This is a genomic window from Streptomyces sp. NPDC058470 (assembly GCF_042721055.1).
Classification (GTDB): domain Bacteria; phylum Actinomycetota; class Actinomycetes; order Streptomycetales; family Streptomycetaceae; genus Streptomyces.
Genome location: NZ_JBHXMF010000022.1, coordinates 35,936 through 51,924 on the forward strand (window position 1 = coordinate 35,936; position 15,989 = coordinate 51,924).

At 69.1% G+C, this 15,989-nt stretch carries 14 protein-coding genes and 2 pseudogenes; 7 read left to right on the plus strand and 9 right to left on the minus strand.

Going from position 1 to position 15,989, the window contains the following annotated elements:
* Nucleotides 1-137: 137 nt before the first annotated feature.
* From ACFWP7_RS18070 to ACFWP7_RS18080, 3 genes are read right to left on the minus strand one after another with little or no spacing between them, the layout of a single operon-like run.
* On the minus strand, nt 138-1,073 hold the full coding sequence (locus ACFWP7_RS18070; RefSeq protein ID WP_384382513.1) for an ABC transporter substrate-binding protein: 936 nt from the start codon (nt 1,071-1,073) through the stop codon (nt 138-140).
* Complete coding sequence (locus ACFWP7_RS18075) at nt 1,070-1,741, minus strand: ABC transporter permease (RefSeq protein WP_384382514.1); 672 nt, start codon at nt 1,739-1,741, stop codon at nt 1,070-1,072. Before ACFWP7_RS18075 ends, ACFWP7_RS18070 begins: the two co-directional genes overlap by 4 nt.
* On the minus strand, nt 1,738-2,418 hold the full coding sequence (locus ACFWP7_RS18080) for an ABC transporter permease (protein ID WP_384382515.1): 681 nt from the start codon (nt 2,416-2,418) through the stop codon (nt 1,738-1,740). The genes ACFWP7_RS18075 and ACFWP7_RS18080 overlap by 4 nt, the downstream gene beginning before the upstream one ends.
* A gap of 161 nt (nt 2,419-2,579) precedes the next feature.
* On the opposite strand from ACFWP7_RS18080, the gene ACFWP7_RS18085 reads away from it, so the two are divergent.
* Nucleotides 2,580-3,371: an ABC transporter ATP-binding protein gene (locus tag ACFWP7_RS18085; RefSeq protein ID WP_384382516.1), complete on the plus strand. Its 792-nt coding sequence runs from the start codon at nt 2,580-2,582 to the stop codon at nt 3,369-3,371.
* Between the two features lie 3 nt (nt 3,372-3,374).
* On the plus strand, nt 3,375-4,685 hold the full coding sequence (locus ACFWP7_RS18090; RefSeq protein ID WP_384382517.1) for an FtsX-like permease family protein: 1,311 nt from the start codon (nt 3,375-3,377) through the stop codon (nt 4,683-4,685).
* Nucleotides 4,686-4,694: 9 nt separating this feature from the next.
* Here ACFWP7_RS18090 and ACFWP7_RS18095 read toward each other — a convergent pair whose 3' ends face one another.
* Together ACFWP7_RS18095 and ACFWP7_RS18100 are read right to left on the minus strand one after the other, a co-directional pair.
* Complete coding sequence (locus ACFWP7_RS18095; protein ID WP_384382518.1) at nt 4,695-5,540, minus strand: RNA polymerase sigma factor SigF; 846 nt, start codon at nt 5,538-5,540, stop codon at nt 4,695-4,697.
* A gap of 213 nt (nt 5,541-5,753) precedes the next feature.
* A complete protein-coding gene (locus tag ACFWP7_RS18100) occupies nt 5,754-6,596 on the minus strand; it encodes an alpha/beta fold hydrolase (RefSeq protein ID WP_384382519.1) in 843 nt (280 codons plus the stop codon).
* A gap of 229 nt (nt 6,597-6,825) precedes the next feature.
* Here ACFWP7_RS18100 and ACFWP7_RS18105 point away from each other — a divergent pair.
* A pseudogene (locus ACFWP7_RS18105) lies at nt 6,826-8,184 on the plus strand (ABC transporter transmembrane domain-containing protein); the annotation flags it as partial.
* Nucleotides 8,185-8,899, plus strand: a pseudogene (locus ACFWP7_RS18110) (SidA/IucD/PvdA family monooxygenase); the annotation flags it as partial.
* Between the two features lie 128 nt (nt 8,900-9,027).
* Here ACFWP7_RS18110 and ACFWP7_RS18115 read toward each other — a convergent pair.
* Complete coding sequence (locus ACFWP7_RS18115) at nt 9,028-10,683, minus strand: xylosidase (RefSeq protein ID WP_384382520.1); 1,656 nt, start codon at nt 10,681-10,683, stop codon at nt 9,028-9,030.
* A 498-nt stretch (nt 10,684-11,181) separates the two neighbouring features.
* Here ACFWP7_RS18115 and ACFWP7_RS18120 point away from each other — a divergent pair, with 498 nt between their 5' ends.
* Both ACFWP7_RS18120 and ACFWP7_RS18125 read left to right on the plus strand, forming a co-directional pair.
* A complete protein-coding gene (locus ACFWP7_RS18120) occupies nt 11,182-12,534 on the plus strand; it encodes a discoidin domain-containing protein (RefSeq protein WP_384382521.1) in 1,353 nt (450 codons plus the stop codon).
* Between the two features lie 152 nt (nt 12,535-12,686).
* Nucleotides 12,687-12,938, plus strand: coding sequence for a GMC oxidoreductase (locus ACFWP7_RS18125; RefSeq protein WP_384382522.1), 252 nt, complete (start codon nt 12,687-12,689; stop codon nt 12,936-12,938).
* Nucleotides 12,939-12,972: 34 nt separating this feature from the next.
* Here the strand turns inward: ACFWP7_RS18125 and ACFWP7_RS18130 are convergent, their stop codons facing one another.
* Nucleotides 12,973-13,860 (minus strand): NmrA/HSCARG family protein, encoded by an 888-nt coding sequence (locus ACFWP7_RS18130; protein WP_384382523.1) that lies wholly within the window; start codon nt 13,858-13,860, stop codon nt 12,973-12,975.
* A gap of 92 nt (nt 13,861-13,952) precedes the next feature.
* Here ACFWP7_RS18130 and ACFWP7_RS18135 point away from each other — a divergent pair, with 92 nt between their 5' ends.
* Nucleotides 13,953-14,594, plus strand: a complete 642-nt coding sequence (locus ACFWP7_RS18135) for a TetR/AcrR family transcriptional regulator (protein ID WP_384382524.1) — start codon at nt 13,953-13,955, stop codon at nt 14,592-14,594.
* 116 nt (nt 14,595-14,710) lie between these two features.
* Here the strand turns inward: ACFWP7_RS18135 and ACFWP7_RS18140 are convergent, their stop codons facing one another.
* Together ACFWP7_RS18140 and ACFWP7_RS18145 are read right to left on the minus strand one after the other, a co-directional pair.
* Nucleotides 14,711-15,001: a hypothetical protein gene (locus ACFWP7_RS18140; protein ID WP_384382525.1), complete on the minus strand. Its 291-nt coding sequence runs from the start codon at nt 14,999-15,001 to the stop codon at nt 14,711-14,713.
* Nucleotides 14,995-15,591, minus strand: a complete 597-nt coding sequence (locus ACFWP7_RS18145; protein WP_384382526.1) for a TetR/AcrR family transcriptional regulator — start codon at nt 15,589-15,591, stop codon at nt 14,995-14,997. The genes ACFWP7_RS18140 and ACFWP7_RS18145 overlap by 7 nt, the downstream gene beginning before the upstream one ends.
* Nucleotides 15,592-15,989 lie beyond the last annotated feature (398 nt).

The following is a 15,989-nucleotide window of genomic DNA, read 5'->3' on the forward strand; positions in this document are numbered from 1 at the left end:
CCGCGGTGGGACATGCCCGCGTACCGCATGTCCCCCCGCGGATGCCGACTCGGACTCGGCCACACCCCGAACCTCATCAACTCCGCGGACGACGTCCCCACCACCGCACCGGTCCGCCAACCGACGTCACAAACCCGTCACTTCAGCAGGCCCTTCTCCTTCAGATAGGTCCGCGCCACGTCCTCGGGAAGCCGTCTCCAGCTGTCCACCTCTTCATTCATGGACGCCAAGTCAGCAGTGGTGAGTACGTCGTTGAGCGTGCCGAGTGCCTTGGTGACGCCCTCGCTGCCGGCGCGGGAGCGGTTGACGACGGGGACGATGTAGTCGGCGTTCTGGAGGTGTTTGTCGTCGGCGAGGAGGACGAGCCCGAAGTCGCCAAGGGTGGCGTCCGTCGTGGTGGTGAGCACCATCTGGTCCTGGCCGTTCTGCACGGCCAGTTTGGCCTGTGTGGTGCCGACGCCCTTCGGGTCGACGGCGGTGATGTCGATGCCGTAGGTCTTCTTCAACCCCGGTTCGCAGTAGGGCCGTTGCACGCACTCGTCGCCCGCGGCCAGCCGCACCTTCAGGCCGGACTTCCCCAGGTCGCTGAGCGTCTTGAGGTGGTGCTGAGCGGCGTACTCCTCGGTGACGGCGAAGGCGTTCTGGTCGACGGCCTTGCCCGCGTCGAGGACGGTGAGACCGCGTGGCGTGGCCAGCTTGCGCAGGGCGGTCATGGTGACGTCGAGGTCGGGCGAGCCGACGGGCGGTGCGTCGGTGCCGTTGGTCTTGGCGTTCAGCCAGTCGGCGAAGGTGGCCGCGTATTCGGGGACGACGTCGATCTGGCCCGATTCCAGGGCGGGTTCGTACAGTTCGCGGTTGGCGACGGTGAGCATCGAGGTCTTGTAGCCGGCCTGGTTCAGGAGCAGCGCGTACATCTGGGCGAGCAGGTCGCTCTCGGTGAATCCGGCCGAGCCGATGGTCAGGTGTTTGCTGTCGCCGGGCGGGGCGGTGACCGCGCCCTGGTTCTCCAGGGACGGGCCGGTGGTGCAGCCGGTCAGCACGACCAGCGTCAGAAGTGCCAGGCGCCGTCTCATCGTGAACCCCTCGCCCAACTCGGTGCCAACCGTTCGGCGATCTCGAAGATCCCCTCGACGATCAGCGCGAACACGGCGACCAGGACGGCACCGGCAACGACCTGCGGCGTACTCGCCAGGTTGAAGCCGGCGGTGATGATCCGGCCGAGCCCGCCGCCGCCCGCGAGTGCGGCAATGGTGGCGGTCGCGACGAGTTGCACCGCGGCGATCCGGACCCCGTTCATGACCATCGGGAGGGCGAGGGGCAGTTCCACGCGGAACAGCATCTGCCGCCCGGTCATCCCCATCCCGCGCGCGGACCGCACCACGCTGCGGTCGACCTCCCGCATCCCCACGTACGCGTTGGTGAGCAGGGGCGGTACGGCGAACAGGACGAGGGCGACGACGGTGGGGCCCTCGCCCCAGTTCCCGACCGGGGTGAGGAGCAGGAGCACCAGCACGGCGAAGGTGGGGACGGCACGGCCGACGTTGGAGATGTTGACGGCGAGCGCCCCGCCCTTGCCTAGGTGGCCGAGGACGAGGGCGACGGGCAGGGCGATGAGACAGCTGATGACCAGGCAGACGACGGTCAGCACGAGGTGCTGGCCGAGCCGGTGCCAGATGCCGTCGGCGCCCGCCCAGTGCGCGGAGTCGGTGAGCCAGTCCCAGGCGTCCGTCAGTGTGTTCATCCGCGAGCCGCCCTTACCCAGGGGGTGATCAGCCACTGCACGCCGAGGAGCAGGAGGTCGGCGAGGACCGCGATGACGACGCACAGCACGGACGCGGTCAGCACCTGGGCCTTGAAGTAGGTGTTCATGCCCGCGTAGATGAGGTTGCCGAGCCCGCCGAAGCCGACGATCGCCCCGACCGTCACCAGCGACACCGCCGAGACCATGGCGATCCGCAGGCCGGCCATGGCGGCGGGCAGGGCGAGGGGCAGTTCCACGGTGAGCAGCAGCCGGATCGGGCCGTACCCCATGCCGCGCGCGGCCTGCCGGGTGTCCTCGGGTACCGCGCGCAGGCCCGCGAGGATGTTCCGTACGAGCAGGGTCAGCGAGTAGAGGACGAGGCCCGCGACGACGAGCGCCGCCGAGAGTCCGTACACGGGCAGGAGCAGCGAGAACATCGCCAGTGACGGAATCGTGTACAGGATCGTCGTCACGGCGAGGACAGGACCCGCCGCCCAGCCCCAGCGGCGGGCGAGGACGGCGAGCGGTACGGCGACGACGACGGCGATGAGCACCGCGAGCGAGGTCAGCTGGAGGTGCTGGACCACGGCGTCGATGAGGATCTGTCGGCGGGTGCTCAGATACTCACCGCAGATCCACTCGTTGCGCGCGAGGCAGTCGTCCGGGGGCGCGGTCACCTGTCCATTGCACCTGTCCCGCAAGGGGGTCGGCGCGTTGTGGTGACCCGTACGGGGTGTCGCTGGGTACACCCCGGCATACGGGTTCTGCGCCCAATGTGGTCCGGCCCGGCTCTCCGTAGCGTCATGGGCGAGGCACAGGGTGTGCCGCACGGAGGGTGATGACGATGTTTCGCAGCACCGCGCGACGTACGAACGACTCGGGACCCGCCCCGGAGGCTCTGCGGCTGGTCAAGGTCACCAAGACCTACGGGGCCGAGGAGAATGCCGTGACCGCGCTGGACGGGGTGACGCTCACGCTGGCCCGGGGTACCTTCACCGCGGTCATGGGGCCGTCGGGGTCGGGCAAGTCCACGCTGTTGCAGTGCGCGGCCGGGCTCGACCGGGCCGACTCCGGGATCGTGATGGTCGACGGCGCGGAGATGACGGGCGGCAGCGAGGCGGAGCTGACGAGGTTCCGGCGCAGGCGGATCGGGTTCGTCTTCCAGCAGTACAACCTGCTGCCGACGCTGACCGTCGCCCAGAACACGGTGCTGCCGCTCAAGCTGGCCCGGCGGCGCGTCGACCGCAAGCGGACCCAGGAGACGCTGACGGCTGTCGGTCTCGGCGACCGGCTCGGCCACCTGCCCGACCAGCTATCCGGAGGTCAGCGGCAGCGCGTCGCGATCGCCCGTGCGCTGGTCACCGAGCCGCGGGTGATCTTCGCGGACGAGCCGACCGGGGCGCTGGACACGCGCAGTGCGCGGGATGTGCTGCGGCTGCTTCAGGAGGCGGTACGGGTGCACGGCAGGACCGTCGTCATGGTGACGCACGACCCGGTCGCCGCGTCGTACGCCGACGACGTGGTGTTTCTCGCGGACGGTCGGCTGGCGGGCGGGATGCACGCGCCGACGGCCGACGCCGTGGCGGAGCGTCTTGCGCACCTGGGTGACGACACCACGGTGGGGGTGTGAGCCATGTTCGCTCTGGCCTTGCGTTCCATTCGGCAGCGCCCCGGGCGCTTCACCTCGACGCTGCTGTCCGCCTTCCTCGGCGCGGCGATCATCATGACCTTCAACGCGATGCACGACACGGCGGGGCAGCCGGGCGTCGACTCCGTGAGCGCGGAGTCGCTGACCACGGCGGCGAGCGTCGTCGGCGGTTACGGCTCCCTGCTGGTGTTCTTCGCGGTCGCCTCCACGCTGACGGTCAATGTCCGTCAACGCGCCGATGAGATCGAGCTGTTGCGCTGCTCGGGGGCGACTCCCGCGCAGATCAAGCGGATGGTGGTCGGCGAGTCGGTGCTGGTCGCGCTGGTGGGCGCGGTGCTGGCGATCGGTCCGGCGATGCTCGGCGGGACGGCCCTGCTGGACGTGTTCCACGACAGCGGCCAGGTAGCCCGGTCGGTGGACTACGCCTTCGGTCCCGTCGCGCTGATGTCGGGCATCTGGATCACGGTGCTCGCTGCGGCGGGCGCTGCGTTCCTCGCGGTGCGGCGGGCGACGCACCGGCGTCAACCCCGGGGCGGCGTAAGGAGGTTCTTCGCTTACGCCGCATTGACCGTCGGTGGCCTCGCGGTCCTGTCCACCTTCGGGTTCTCCTCGACGGACGCCGCGCTGATGGCTGCGCCCGCGTACGGGGCGATCCTGTTGTCCGTGGGGTTCGCGCTGCTCTCACCGCAGTTGCTGAAAGGCCTGCTCGACCGGCTCGCACTGACGAGCCCGAGCGGCTATCTGGCCGTACGGAACATGCGGCGCCGGGCCGCCGAGCTGTCCGGGGTCCTGATGCCGCTGATCCTCTTCACCGGTATGGCGACGGCAACCCTCTATATGCAGGCGGTCGAAAGCGACGCGATCAAGGCCTCGGGCATTCCGAAGACCATCGACGCGAAGAATCTCGAAACCCTGAACCTCGTGGTCGTCGGCATCATCGTGGTCTTCTCCTGCATCATGCTGATCAATTCCCTGTACGCGGCGACGACCTACCGCAGCCGGGAGTTCGGCCAGCAGCGGCTGGCCGGTGCGACGCCGGGCCAGGTGCTCGGAATGCTCGGGGTGGAGGGCACGCTCGTGACGGTGACCGGTGTCGTCCTCGGCACCGTGGCCGGGCTCGCCGGGCTTCTCCCCTTCACCATGGTCCGCACGGACGCGGCCTGGCCGGACCAGGGCCTCGGTATCTGGCTCACCATCGTCGCGATCGCGGCGGCGGTCACACTGGGGACCAGTCTGTTCACGGCCCGGCGTACCCTGCGGACGCCCGCGGTGGCGGCGGTGACGACAGCGGCGTGACCGCAGTGTTCAGGGGCGGCCTGGCGTATTCGCCCGGCCGCCCTCGTGCGACGGCGCTTGGGCCGCGTCGGTCCCCACCTGCTCGCGCAGTGTGGCGCAGCAACCGCTGAGCAACCTGGACACGTGCATCTGCGAGATGCCGAGTTCCTGCGCGATGCCGAGTTGCGTCATCCCGCCGAAGAAGCGCAGGTAGAGGATGGTCCGGTCGCGTTCGGGGAGTGTGCGCAGCACGGGTTTCACGGCCTCGCGGTCGATGACCAGGTCGAAGCCGGCGTCGGGCTCGCCGAGGGTGTCGGCGAGGTCGTATCCGTCCTCGCTGCCCGGCAGTTCGGCGTCCAGCGAGAGCGCGGCGAAGCAGTCGAGGGCCTCCAGGCCGGTGCGTACCTCGTCCTCGCTCAGGTGCGTGTATTCCGCGATATCCGTGACGGTGGGCCGTCGGCCGGGGATCGTCTGCACCAGGTCCTTGAGGGCGGCCCGCACCCGGTTGCGCAGATCCTGGACGCGGCGGGGCACGTGCAGGACCCACATGTGGTCACGGAAGTGCCGTTTGATCTCGCCTGTGATGGTCGGCACGGCGTAGCTCTCGAAGGCGTTGCCCAGTGCCGGGTCGTAGCGGTCGACCGCCTTGACCAGTCCCAGGGCCGCCACCTGGTTCAGGTCTTCGACGTTCTCGCCCCTGCCTCGGAACCGGCTCGCGACGCGCCGCGCCATGGGCAGCCAGGATTCGACGAGTTCGTCGCGCAGTGCCTGCCGCTCGGGCCCGTCGGGCAGAGCGGAGAGCCGGGCGAAGGCCGCGGCGGTGTCGGGGGCGTCATCATGGGGATGGTGCTTCGTGCTGACCGGGACAACGGGCATGGCGCTCACAACTCCCTCATGGGGTGCTGAGTGGACAGTCACCGTGGGAGGGCGCGCATTACCGGCCGGAAGGGAAACCACCCGCGGCCTGGCTCACCGGCACCCACGGACGTGCCTCCTGTCCGAAGCACTGAAATTCCGATTCCCCGCACGAGGCCACCAAAACCCATTCTCCCATTGGGTGACTCCGGGCGATCAGTCGAATCTGGAACGTTAATTCCCTGAATTCGGAAATGGAGCGGGGCCGGGACGGGCGATACGAGCGGCGAAATCGGCAAGGTCGGCGACGACCCGCTCGGGCTGTTCCCAGTGGACGACGTGGCCCGCACCCTCGTAGACAAGGAGGCGTGCTCCGAAGATGGCGTCCAGGATGATCTGCTGGTCGCCGCGCGGGAGGATTTCGTCCCGGTCGCCCCAGATGACGAGGGTCGGTACCAGGATGCCGGCGAGGGTCGCGGAGAGATCGGCCTCCAGCAGGCCGCGGAGGGTCTCCTGCCAGACGCGGGCCGGGACCTTCAGGCTCTCCTCGATCATGGTCTCGACGAGTCCCCTGGCGACCCCGTCGGCCACCGTGGCGGCCATGAGGTCCTCGACGAACTGGCGGGGAACGGGGTCGGAGAAGCCGGCCAGGGCTTCCTGCGCCCTCAGCGCCACCGGCTTATCGGCAAGGGTGGCGGGGACGCCGAGCAGGACCAGTCCCTCGATGCGGTCGGGGTGGCTGCCCGCGACGATCCGGGCCTGCACGCCACCGCTGGAGGATCCGACGAGAAGGGCGCGGTCGATTCCGACGGCGTCGAGGAAGGCCACGAGGTCGGCGGCGAAGTCCTCCGGCGTGTAGCCGTCGGGGGGACGGTCGGCGTCGCCGTGACCGCGCTGGGTGGGCGCGTAGCCGTGCAGGGAGGCCGGGAGACGCCGCAGGAGGGGTTCGAAGGACCACCAGGAATCGGAGAGCCCGTGCACGAAGACCACCGGCGTGCCATCGGGGTAGCCGGCCTCGGCGTAGGGGAGCACGAGTCCGTCGCCCACCGGCGTGGACTTCACGGAGATCACGGTCACGGCAGTCCGCCTCCCTCCGCTCGGCCGTCCCGGTCCGGGAGCCGGACACGGAGAGCGAGCGGCGATCACCTCCGACAGTACCGACCGGGGACACGACTCGCCCTCCGACGGCAGGCCCGACCGGGGCCCGGCAGCCGCGCGGTCGGCCCCGGGCTCGCCCTCGTAACCTCGACCACAACACTCCCGGCCTTACTTAAATTCATGGTGGCTGGTTCCGGAGAGTGGGCCGATGGGGCCAGGGGAACCGCGAGGGCGGGATGTCCTGGCGGGAGCCGTCCGGGGGCAGCGGCGGGACGTCGCCGTCGGGGCCCTGCTGGGGGCCGGTCACCAGCTCGGGGAGGCCCTGGTTCCGGTACTGATCGGCCTGGTGATCGACCAGGCCGTGGCCGAGGGGGACACCAACGCACTGGTGCGCCGGCTCGTCGTGCTCGCCGTCGTGTATGTCGGACTGTCCTTCAGCTTCCGCTTCGGGGCACGCGCCGGAGAGCGCGCGGCCGAAATGGCGGCGCACCGACTGCGAGTCGAGCTTGTGCGGCGCGTACTCGATCCCCGGGGCGGCGCGGAGAACGGGCGGCTGGCGGGTGCGCCGGCGGACATCGCCACCGAGGACGCCAAACGGGTCGGTGCGGTCAACATGGCCGTGATGCTCGGGATTTCGGCCTTCGTCGGGCTGGCGGTCGGCGCCGTCCCCCTGCTGGTGGTCTCGGTGCCGCTCGGTCTGGTGGTGCTGCTGGGCACGCCCGTGCTGCTCTGACTGGAGCATCTACTCAGCAAGCCCCTGGAACGGTGCAGCGAGGCCGAGCAGGAGCGGGCCGCCCATGCCTCCGGCGTCGCGGCCGATCTGGTGGCCGGGCTCCGGGCACTCACGGGCATCGGCGCCCAGGCCACGGGCCGTGGACCGCTACCGGCGCACCAGCCGCGACTCGCTGGCCGCCACGCTGTGCGCCGCCCGCGCCGAGGCCTGGCAGAGCGGGGTCGTGCTCGCGCTGACCGGCGGCTTCATCGCGCTGGTGGCCCTGGCGGGCGGACGACTGGCCCTGCAGGACGTCATCACGCTGGGTCAGCTGGTGTCGGCGGTCGGCCTTGCGCTGTTCCTGCTCGGGCCGCTGGAGGTACTCGCCTGGGTGAACGCCGAGTTCGCACAGGGCCGGGCCTCGGCCGCGCGCATCGCCGAGATGCTCGGCACCCCGCCCGACGTCACTTCCGGCGACCGGCGTCTTTCGGACCCGGTGCTCGGGGGCCGGCGGCTGCGCGGGGTCAGCCTGGGCGAGCTGCGCGAGATCGACCTGACGGTGGCACCCGGCGAGCTCCTCGGGGTCGCCAGCACTGATCCAGCCGCCGCCGGGGCCTGTTGCGCTGCCTCGGCCGTACCGAGGACCCGGCTTCGGGAGTCGTCGAGTTGGACGGCGTACCCCTGCCGGACCTGGACCCGGCGGAGCTGCGGACGGCCGTACTGGTCGCCGCGCACGACGCCGCCCTCTTCGACGGCACGCTCGGGGAGAACATCGGCGCCATCGAAGGCGCCGAAGGCGCGATGGCCGCCGCGTCCGACGACGAGGTCGCCGACGCGTTGCCGCTCGGCACCGCCGAACTCCAGGCCTCGGGCGCCCCCTTGCGCAGGGCCGTAATCCTCGGCGCGGGCCAGAGCGCCGCCGAAGCGGTCGGCTACCCGCACCGCGCCTTCCCCGAGGCCGAGATCTGCGCGGTGTTCGCCAGGTACGGCTACACACCGGCCGCCGACAGCCCCTTCGCCAACCGGATCTTGGACCCCGAGGCCGTCGACGTCTCCTTCCGGGATCCGTCCGAGGTGAAGCAGTCACTCGTCGACTACCACCGCTCCACCAACTACTCGGTCGTCGACATGGATCTCATCGAAGCCCTGTACGCGACGGCCTACCGCGAGAAGGTGCAGGACCACGAGCGGCTGCGCTTCCTCAACGTCTCCCGCATCCGGGACGTGAGCGTCCTGGACAACCGCTTCGACGTCACGGTGGAGTTCCTGCCGACCGGCGAGCGGCAGATCCCGGAGGCAGACCTCCTCTTCCACGCCACCGGATACCGCCCCCAGGACATCGGCACCCTGCTGGGCGAATCCGCCAAGTACTGCCTGCGCGACGACGACGGCGACGCCGTCCGGGTCGGCCGCGACCACCGTGTCGAGGTCGCGCCGGAGGTCACCGCCGGCATCTACCTCCAAGGCGGCACCGAGCACACCCACGGACTGACCTCGCCCTCTGTCCACCACGGCCATCCGAGCCGGCGAGATCAACGACTCCCTGGTCGCACGCCTCGCCGTCTGCTGAACCCAACTGCCCATCCATGGACCCGCGATGGGCCACCCGACCCTCCGGAACCGGTGGCGCCGTTCCGCGTACCGGCGGTCCCACCGGGACGCCGTCACCGGTTCCGGAGCGCCCTGCCCCGGGGAGGACTACGCGGTGGTCATCGTGAACTGCTCCCAGGTGCCGATGGCCGTACGGTTGGCGATGAGTGGGGACGTCCCGGTGTTGTCCGCGGAGACGTAGAGACTGTTGGCCAGCGCCTTGAGGCTGACCGTGCCGCCGGCGTTCCTGATCAGCTGGAAGCTTTCCCACGTGCCCACGCCCGTGCGATTGGCGATGAGTGGGGACGTCCCGGTGTTGTCCGCGCAGACGTACTGGTTGTTGGCGTGGGCGAGCAGGGCGACGTTGCCGTTGCCCGCGTCGACGAGGGTGAACTGCTCCCATGCGCCCGCGCTCGTACGGTTGGCGATCAGCGGGGACGTCCCGGTGTTGTCCGCGCAGACGTAGAGGTTGTTGGCCAGCGCCTTCAGCGAGATCACCGAGCCGACACCCGGCGGGGTGCCGGAGACCATGGGCTGGGTGGGACGGGTGGCGGTGAGGGCGATCTGGCCCTTGAGCATCCTCCCGCCGTCACCGGTGAGCCGCAGATAGTAGTCCGAGGAGCAGGCGGTGCCGTCCTCGTCCAGGGCCAGCATGCCGCCGTTGCTCGGTGTCCAGGCCTGGGATTCGGCGGTCTTGGCGATCTGGTTGCCCTCGTTGTACTCGTCGTACATCGAGATGTAGATGCCCTGAACCCCGGCGCGGACCATGTTGTAGAACTGCCGCCACATGAAGTCGCCGTGCGCCCGCTGCCGTGCCGAAACGTCGCCGGGCAGGACGCACGGCTGGTAGTCGATGCCGCGCGCGGCGCAGTCGGCGAGGTCGGGCACGGTGGCCACGTTGTAGAAGTTGTCGGCGTCGCCGACGTTGCCGATCCGGCCGACCATCCACGGGGAGATCATGTTGAAGGCGTGGTAGGTGTCGAGGAACCCGGCTCTGGAGTCGCTGGTGCCGGTCCGCCACCAGGTCGGCACGCCGCCGATCACGTAACACCCCTGTGCCTTGAACCAGTTGATCACGTCCAGGGCCGCGGCCGCGGTGGCCGGGTGGTTGCTGTCGTTGAAGCCGAAGCCCCATATGCAGACGACCGGCTTGCCGTTCTGGACGGCGTATGCCGAAGACGCCGTGTGCGCCTTCATCTTGTTGGTCCAGTCCGTCTTGATCTCGGACTGCATGTTCGTCCAGCCGGTGACGTCGTACATGATGTAGAACTTCCGGCCGTACGCCTCCGCGGCGCTGCGCACCTTGGTGGCCATCGCGTCGCGGGTCGGGCCCTCGGCTCCGTTGGGGTTGAACCGCTGCAGGGCCGCGGTGTCGATGCCGTTCTGCTGCATCCACAGGAAGTGTGTGTTCACCGTCTGCTGGTCGTACGACGAGAAGAGCGTCGCGGGGCCGCCGTTGCCCAGCGCGGCGAAACCGGTCTGGTACGTCCTGGTGTACTCGCGCACGTCCGGCCAGCACTTGATGCCGTTGTTAGAAGGGGACGGCGCCTGACCGGAGTTGGGGGCCCAGTGCCACCAGGCGTTGATCGGCGCACCGTCCCCGATGCACGCGAACCAGCCCTGGTAGCCGACCGTGACCTTTCCCACCACGTCGCCCGGCGGGCTCGCCGCCGACGCGGCCGGGGCCAGGCCGAGCACGGACAGCCCCGCGGCGGCCGAACCGCCGACTGCCGTGGCCAGGAACGTACGACGTGACACACCCATGGTCGACTCCGATGTTCAACAGCTGAACTCAGCGTCCCTGACCCGCACTCGGGCGCAAGGGCCCGAAAGTTCGTGCAAAGATTTCCGCTCTGTTGCGCAGGCTTGCGGTGGGGAGGGTGCGGGCCCGTCCAGGCGCACACCACGCCGAGCACTACTGCATGCGGTTTGTGGTCTGTGGGGGATTGAACTGCGGAAGCGCAGAGTCCGCAATAGGTCTGGACCAAGCGACTTCTCTTCCGCTCGACCTGGCAACTTCCTGTGAAGCGCGAGCTATTGGGGGGCTGCCGCGACAGGACGGCTCCGACAACCGGCTTCACAGGTTCAACACACGGCGGCAGTACGGGAGTACCCCCGCCCCCTGAAACACGTAGACGAATCGACCAGCCGGATGACCTCTGACAACGTCGGAGTGTCCATGACAACATTGTCATCGGGGCTGGGGCTGCTGTGGTCGTCACCGCGACCGCCCCCCGCCCGCGGGGCCAAGGAGGCCAAGGCATGACTGTCAGGAGAACACTCGTCCACATGGTGGCCGGACTGGTCGCAGCCGCGACCGTCCTGTTCGGCACCGGGACACCCGCGGCTGCGGCAAGCAGCAAGCGGGTCGTGGTCTATTACCAGACGCAGTACTCCAACGGGTCCTACGTCTCCCCGTTGGGCCTGACCAACAACAACACCGGCGTCACCGACCTGCTGATCGGCGCCATCCATCTCAACAGCGACCTGTCGGTCCATCTGAACGACAACCCGCCCGGCAACGCGATGTTCAACCAGATGTGGACGGACGTCGCCGCGATGCAGGCGAAGGGCGTGCACGCGATCGGCATGGTCGGCGGGGCCGCCCAGGGCAGCTTTCAGCGCCTGGACACCAACTTCACCACCTACTACCCGCTGTTGAAGAATGTGGTGTCCACCTACCACCTCGACGGCCTGGACCTGGACGTCGAGGAGTCCATGTCCCTGGCCGGCGTGGAGCGGCTCATCGACCAGCTCCACACCGACTTCGGCGCCGGCTTCATCGTGACCCTGGCCCCCGTCGCCACCGCGCTGAGCGGGGGCGGCAACCTCTCCGGCTTCAGCTACGACCAGCTCTATCGCGACCGCGCAAGCTCCATCGCCTGGTTCAACGCGCAGTTCTACTGCGGCTGGGGCTCGCTGAGCTCCACCAGCGGCTACGACGCAATCATCAACCGCGGCGTGATCCCCGCGGACCGGGTCGTCGCGGGCACCCTCACCAATCCGGCCAACTGCGGCAGCGGTTACGTCGATCCCAGCGTTCTGAACAGCACCCTCGCCACGCTCACCGCCAGGTACCCCGCCTTCGGCGGCGTCTCCGGCTGGGAGTACTTCAACTCCCTGCCCGGCGGCACCAGCGCACCCTGGCAGTGGGCCGCGTCGGTGAGCGCCGCGATGGGCGGTGGCACCGGCCCCACCAACCTCGCTCTCGGCAAGAGCGCCACCGGCAGCACCTCCTGCAACAGCAACGAGACCGCCGCCAAGGCCGTCAACGGCACGGTGAGCGGCGGGAACAGCGACAAGTTCTGCTCCCTCACCTCCCCGTCGCAGCTCACAGTCGACCTCGGCTCCGCCCACTCCCTCACCGGCCTTGAGATCGACCACGCCGGCGCGGGCGGTGAGGCCGCGTCCTACAACACCCGGGCGTACACCGTGCAGGTCTCCACCAACGCAAGCACCTGGACCACCGTCGCCCAGGCCACCGCCAACACCGCCGGCGTCACCACACACACTCTCACCGGCACCTCTGCCCGCTATGTCCGGCTGAACGTCACCACTCCCACCCAGACGACCGACCCCGCCACCCGCGTCTACGAGTTCAAGGTCTTCGGCTGATACGAGTTCAAGGTGTTCGGCTGACAAGAAGCCGTTCACCCCTGTGTGCCACGGCGGGCAACGAATTCTGCCTCCTGCGAGCCCGCCTGAGCTGAGGGGCGGCCGGGACCGGTAGCGCGGTCACGGGGACCTTGAGGACCGACACGGCGGGGATGCCTCTACACGACATCCTGTCCCGGACCATCTCCGCGGATCCCGCCGTCTACGGCCGCTCCACCTCCACGGTGCCGATGGGCGGCCCCGGCGATCCCTGGGCCGTCGTCGATTCCGTCGGCGCCGTCAAGGGCGTCAGCGAGCTGCGGGTCGCCGACGCGTCGATCATCCCCGAGGTCCCCTCTTCCACCACCAAGGCCACCGTCATCATGGTGGCCGAACACATCTGTCAGCGCGTCTACGCCGGCTGACCACGGAAGCTCTCCGACGGGAGCGGGTGACCGGTCACACCGGCAGGGGGTCCAGTTGTGTCAACAGGCGCTCCTTGCCCGATCGTTCCAACCAGCTGCTGAAGTCCATCAGGTCGGCGTGGGCCGCGCGCAGCGGTACGAGGTCGGTGTCGTAGTAGGTCTCGTTCGCCCAGGTGAAGACCTTTGCCGCCTCGGGCTGGTGCTCCCAGAGGATCTTCAGTGGAACCCGGGTGTGCGGAATCGGGCGGTTGGCCGCCGTGCTCAGCGCGTCGGCGATCTGCGGGGCCGTCAGCCTGTCGCCGGTGATCTCCATGGCCTTGCCCAGGTAGGCGTCTGGTTCCGCGAAAGCCAGCGCGGCGAACACACCGATGTCGTCGATGGCAATGAGCTGCATGACCAGTTCATCGCGCCACGGCACGTCGAGCGAACCGTTCCGGAAGAACCGCGCCGGGCTGGTGAAGTCCTCCATGAACCCGGCCGGGCGCAGGATCGTCATCGGCACGCCCAGGTCGCGAATGTGCTCCTCGATCTGCCATTTGTCGATGGGTCCCCAGCCCTGCTCCACGTAGAACCGGTTCTGGCTTTCGACGCCGCCGACCGACGAGTACACCAAGTGCCGCACGCCCGCGGCCGTAGCGGCGTCCGCGACGTTCCTGCCCTGAGTGATCTCGTTGTCGTTGGCCGACTGGACGCTGTAGACGCCGTACGCGCCGCGGACCGCCACATCGAGGGAGGCGCGGTCGTCCAGGTCGCCGCGGACGAGCTCGGCCCTGGCAGCGGCGAGCGCTGCGGCCGCCGGGGCGCGGTCGTCCCGGACGAGGGCACGGACCCGCCAGCCCGCAGCAAGTAGGTGACGGACGGTCGCGCCACCCTGATTCCCGGTGGCACCCGTGACAAGAACGGTCTTGGCGTGAACATCCATAGCGATCTCCTCTGCAACCCAGCAACAACTCTGCATCTGGTGCAAGTCTGCATCGAGTGCAACTTAGCCGTCAATGCACTAATCTCTACGTCATGGCCAGACATGAAACCGTCACTCCGGAGCCCTCCCTGCGGGAACGGAAGCGGGCGCGCACGCGCCGGGCGCTGATCGACGCGGCCGCGGAGCTGTTCGAGCGCCAGGGGTACGACGAGACGACCGTCGCCGAGATCGCCGCGGCGGCGGAGATCGGCACCCGGACCTTCTTCGGGTACTTCGCCGGCAAGGAAGACATCCTTTTCCCCGACAGCGACGCACGTGCGCGGTCCACGATCGCGGCGATCACCGACCGCGACCCCGCCGAGGGCCCCGTGGACGTGCTCTTGCGGGCGCTGGACAGCATCGCCGAGAGCGACTCCGACATGGTGAGCCCGATGGCCAACGTGCGGATGCGGCTGTTCCACACCGTCCCCGCGGTACGCGGCAAGGCGCTGCAGGTCCAGCTCGCGGCCCAGCGGGAGATCGCCCGCGAACTGCACACAGCCTTCCCCGACGAACTGGACCGGGTGACTGCGGCGGCGCTCGCCGGGGGGCTGACCGGAGCGGTGAGTGGCGCACTCGACGCGCTCATGGACGAGAACGACACCGAGGGCACGGACGCCGACCAGCTGCGGGCGCGGCTGCGGCAGGCGACGGAACTGGCGCTGCGACCATGGCGTCAAGCCGCCGGGCAGTAGTCCGGAAGCAGGCGGGGACCTTGAGCCCGGGCGAGGCGTACACCGAGTACAGATTGCCGTCCGCGCACGACCATGCCCCCGCGACCGGAAATCGCTCCCCGGGATATCGATGCGTTCTACGCGGGTGCCCGCCCCTTACCGAAAGCGCCGATGGTGGCATGGAAGACGCCCATGGCGAGTACACCGAGGGCTGCGGCGGTGAAGGCGAGCAGGGGGCGTTCGGTCATGTCGGCGGTGGCGGCCAGCAGGGCGGTGAGGACGTACATGCCCCACCCGGCCACCAGGTTGATCAAGGGGCCGTCGCCGAACGGAGTGGGAAAGCGCTCCTTGGTGATGCCCTTGACGAAGTGCGGCGTGGCGTTGGCGGCCAAAACCCCGGCGAGGAAACTCAGGACTGAGGTCAACATGCGGAGGACTCCTGGGACGTGCCGGTGAGGCCGCGGACGGTGAGCTCGGCCAGCTGGAGGAGACGGGTGCGCTTGGCCTGTACGTCGTGCTGGGTCTGGGTGATGCCCTTGAGAGCGTCGAGCAGGAGTGCGGCGCAGTCGCGGGCGGGCAGCACGGTTTCGAGCAGGTCGAGTTCGGCGCAGTCGATCAGGGCGGCCTCGATGACATTCCGGTAGTCCTCTTCGAAGCACTGCACGAGGTCAGGGGCGATGTCTGCGGCCTCGGTGAACAGGTCGGCGTGGAACTCGGCCGGGGCGGCGTCGGAGAACGCGTTCAGCTTCACGGCCAGGACGCGGTAGATCCGCTCCGCGGCGGGTTGGTCTCCCGCGCCTGCTTCGCGCGCCGCAGTGGTGATCTGCTCGGTGACGAGGGTCGCTGCGGCGAGGAAGATCTCCTGCTTGTTCTTGAAGTGCTGGTAGACGGCGGGCCGGGACATGCGGGCTGCTTGGGCGAGGAGGTCCATGGAGGTGCGGCGGTAGCCGTATCTCACAAAGACACCCAGGGCGGCACGGGCGATCAGAAGTCGCTTGCTCTCGACGGAGACTGACATGCTGACACTATATGCATGTTTTGTCAGATCGAGTAAAGGGGTGCACACGAACGCGTCGCGACGGCGCCAGAACACACGGCTCGCCCGTCACCCCTCACGGACGGAGGCCGGAAGCAACCCTCTTGCCGGAGGAGTGGACTAGCGCGACCGCGTCCCCTCTGACTCCTCCGGGTAGCGCATGGTGATGTGGTGGGTGGCTCCCTCCGCGGGAACCGCGGCCGAATCGATCTGGCAGACCGTGGACACCTCCACGGAGCCCCGTCCAGGAAGGACCAATGGTGCAAGCCACCTTGGACGAGCTCTCGGCCGTGCCGGTCGTCCACGGCCTCGAGGTCGGCCAGCGGGGGCGCGGACGGCAAACCACAATCGAGGACGCCCACGACAGCACACACAACGAC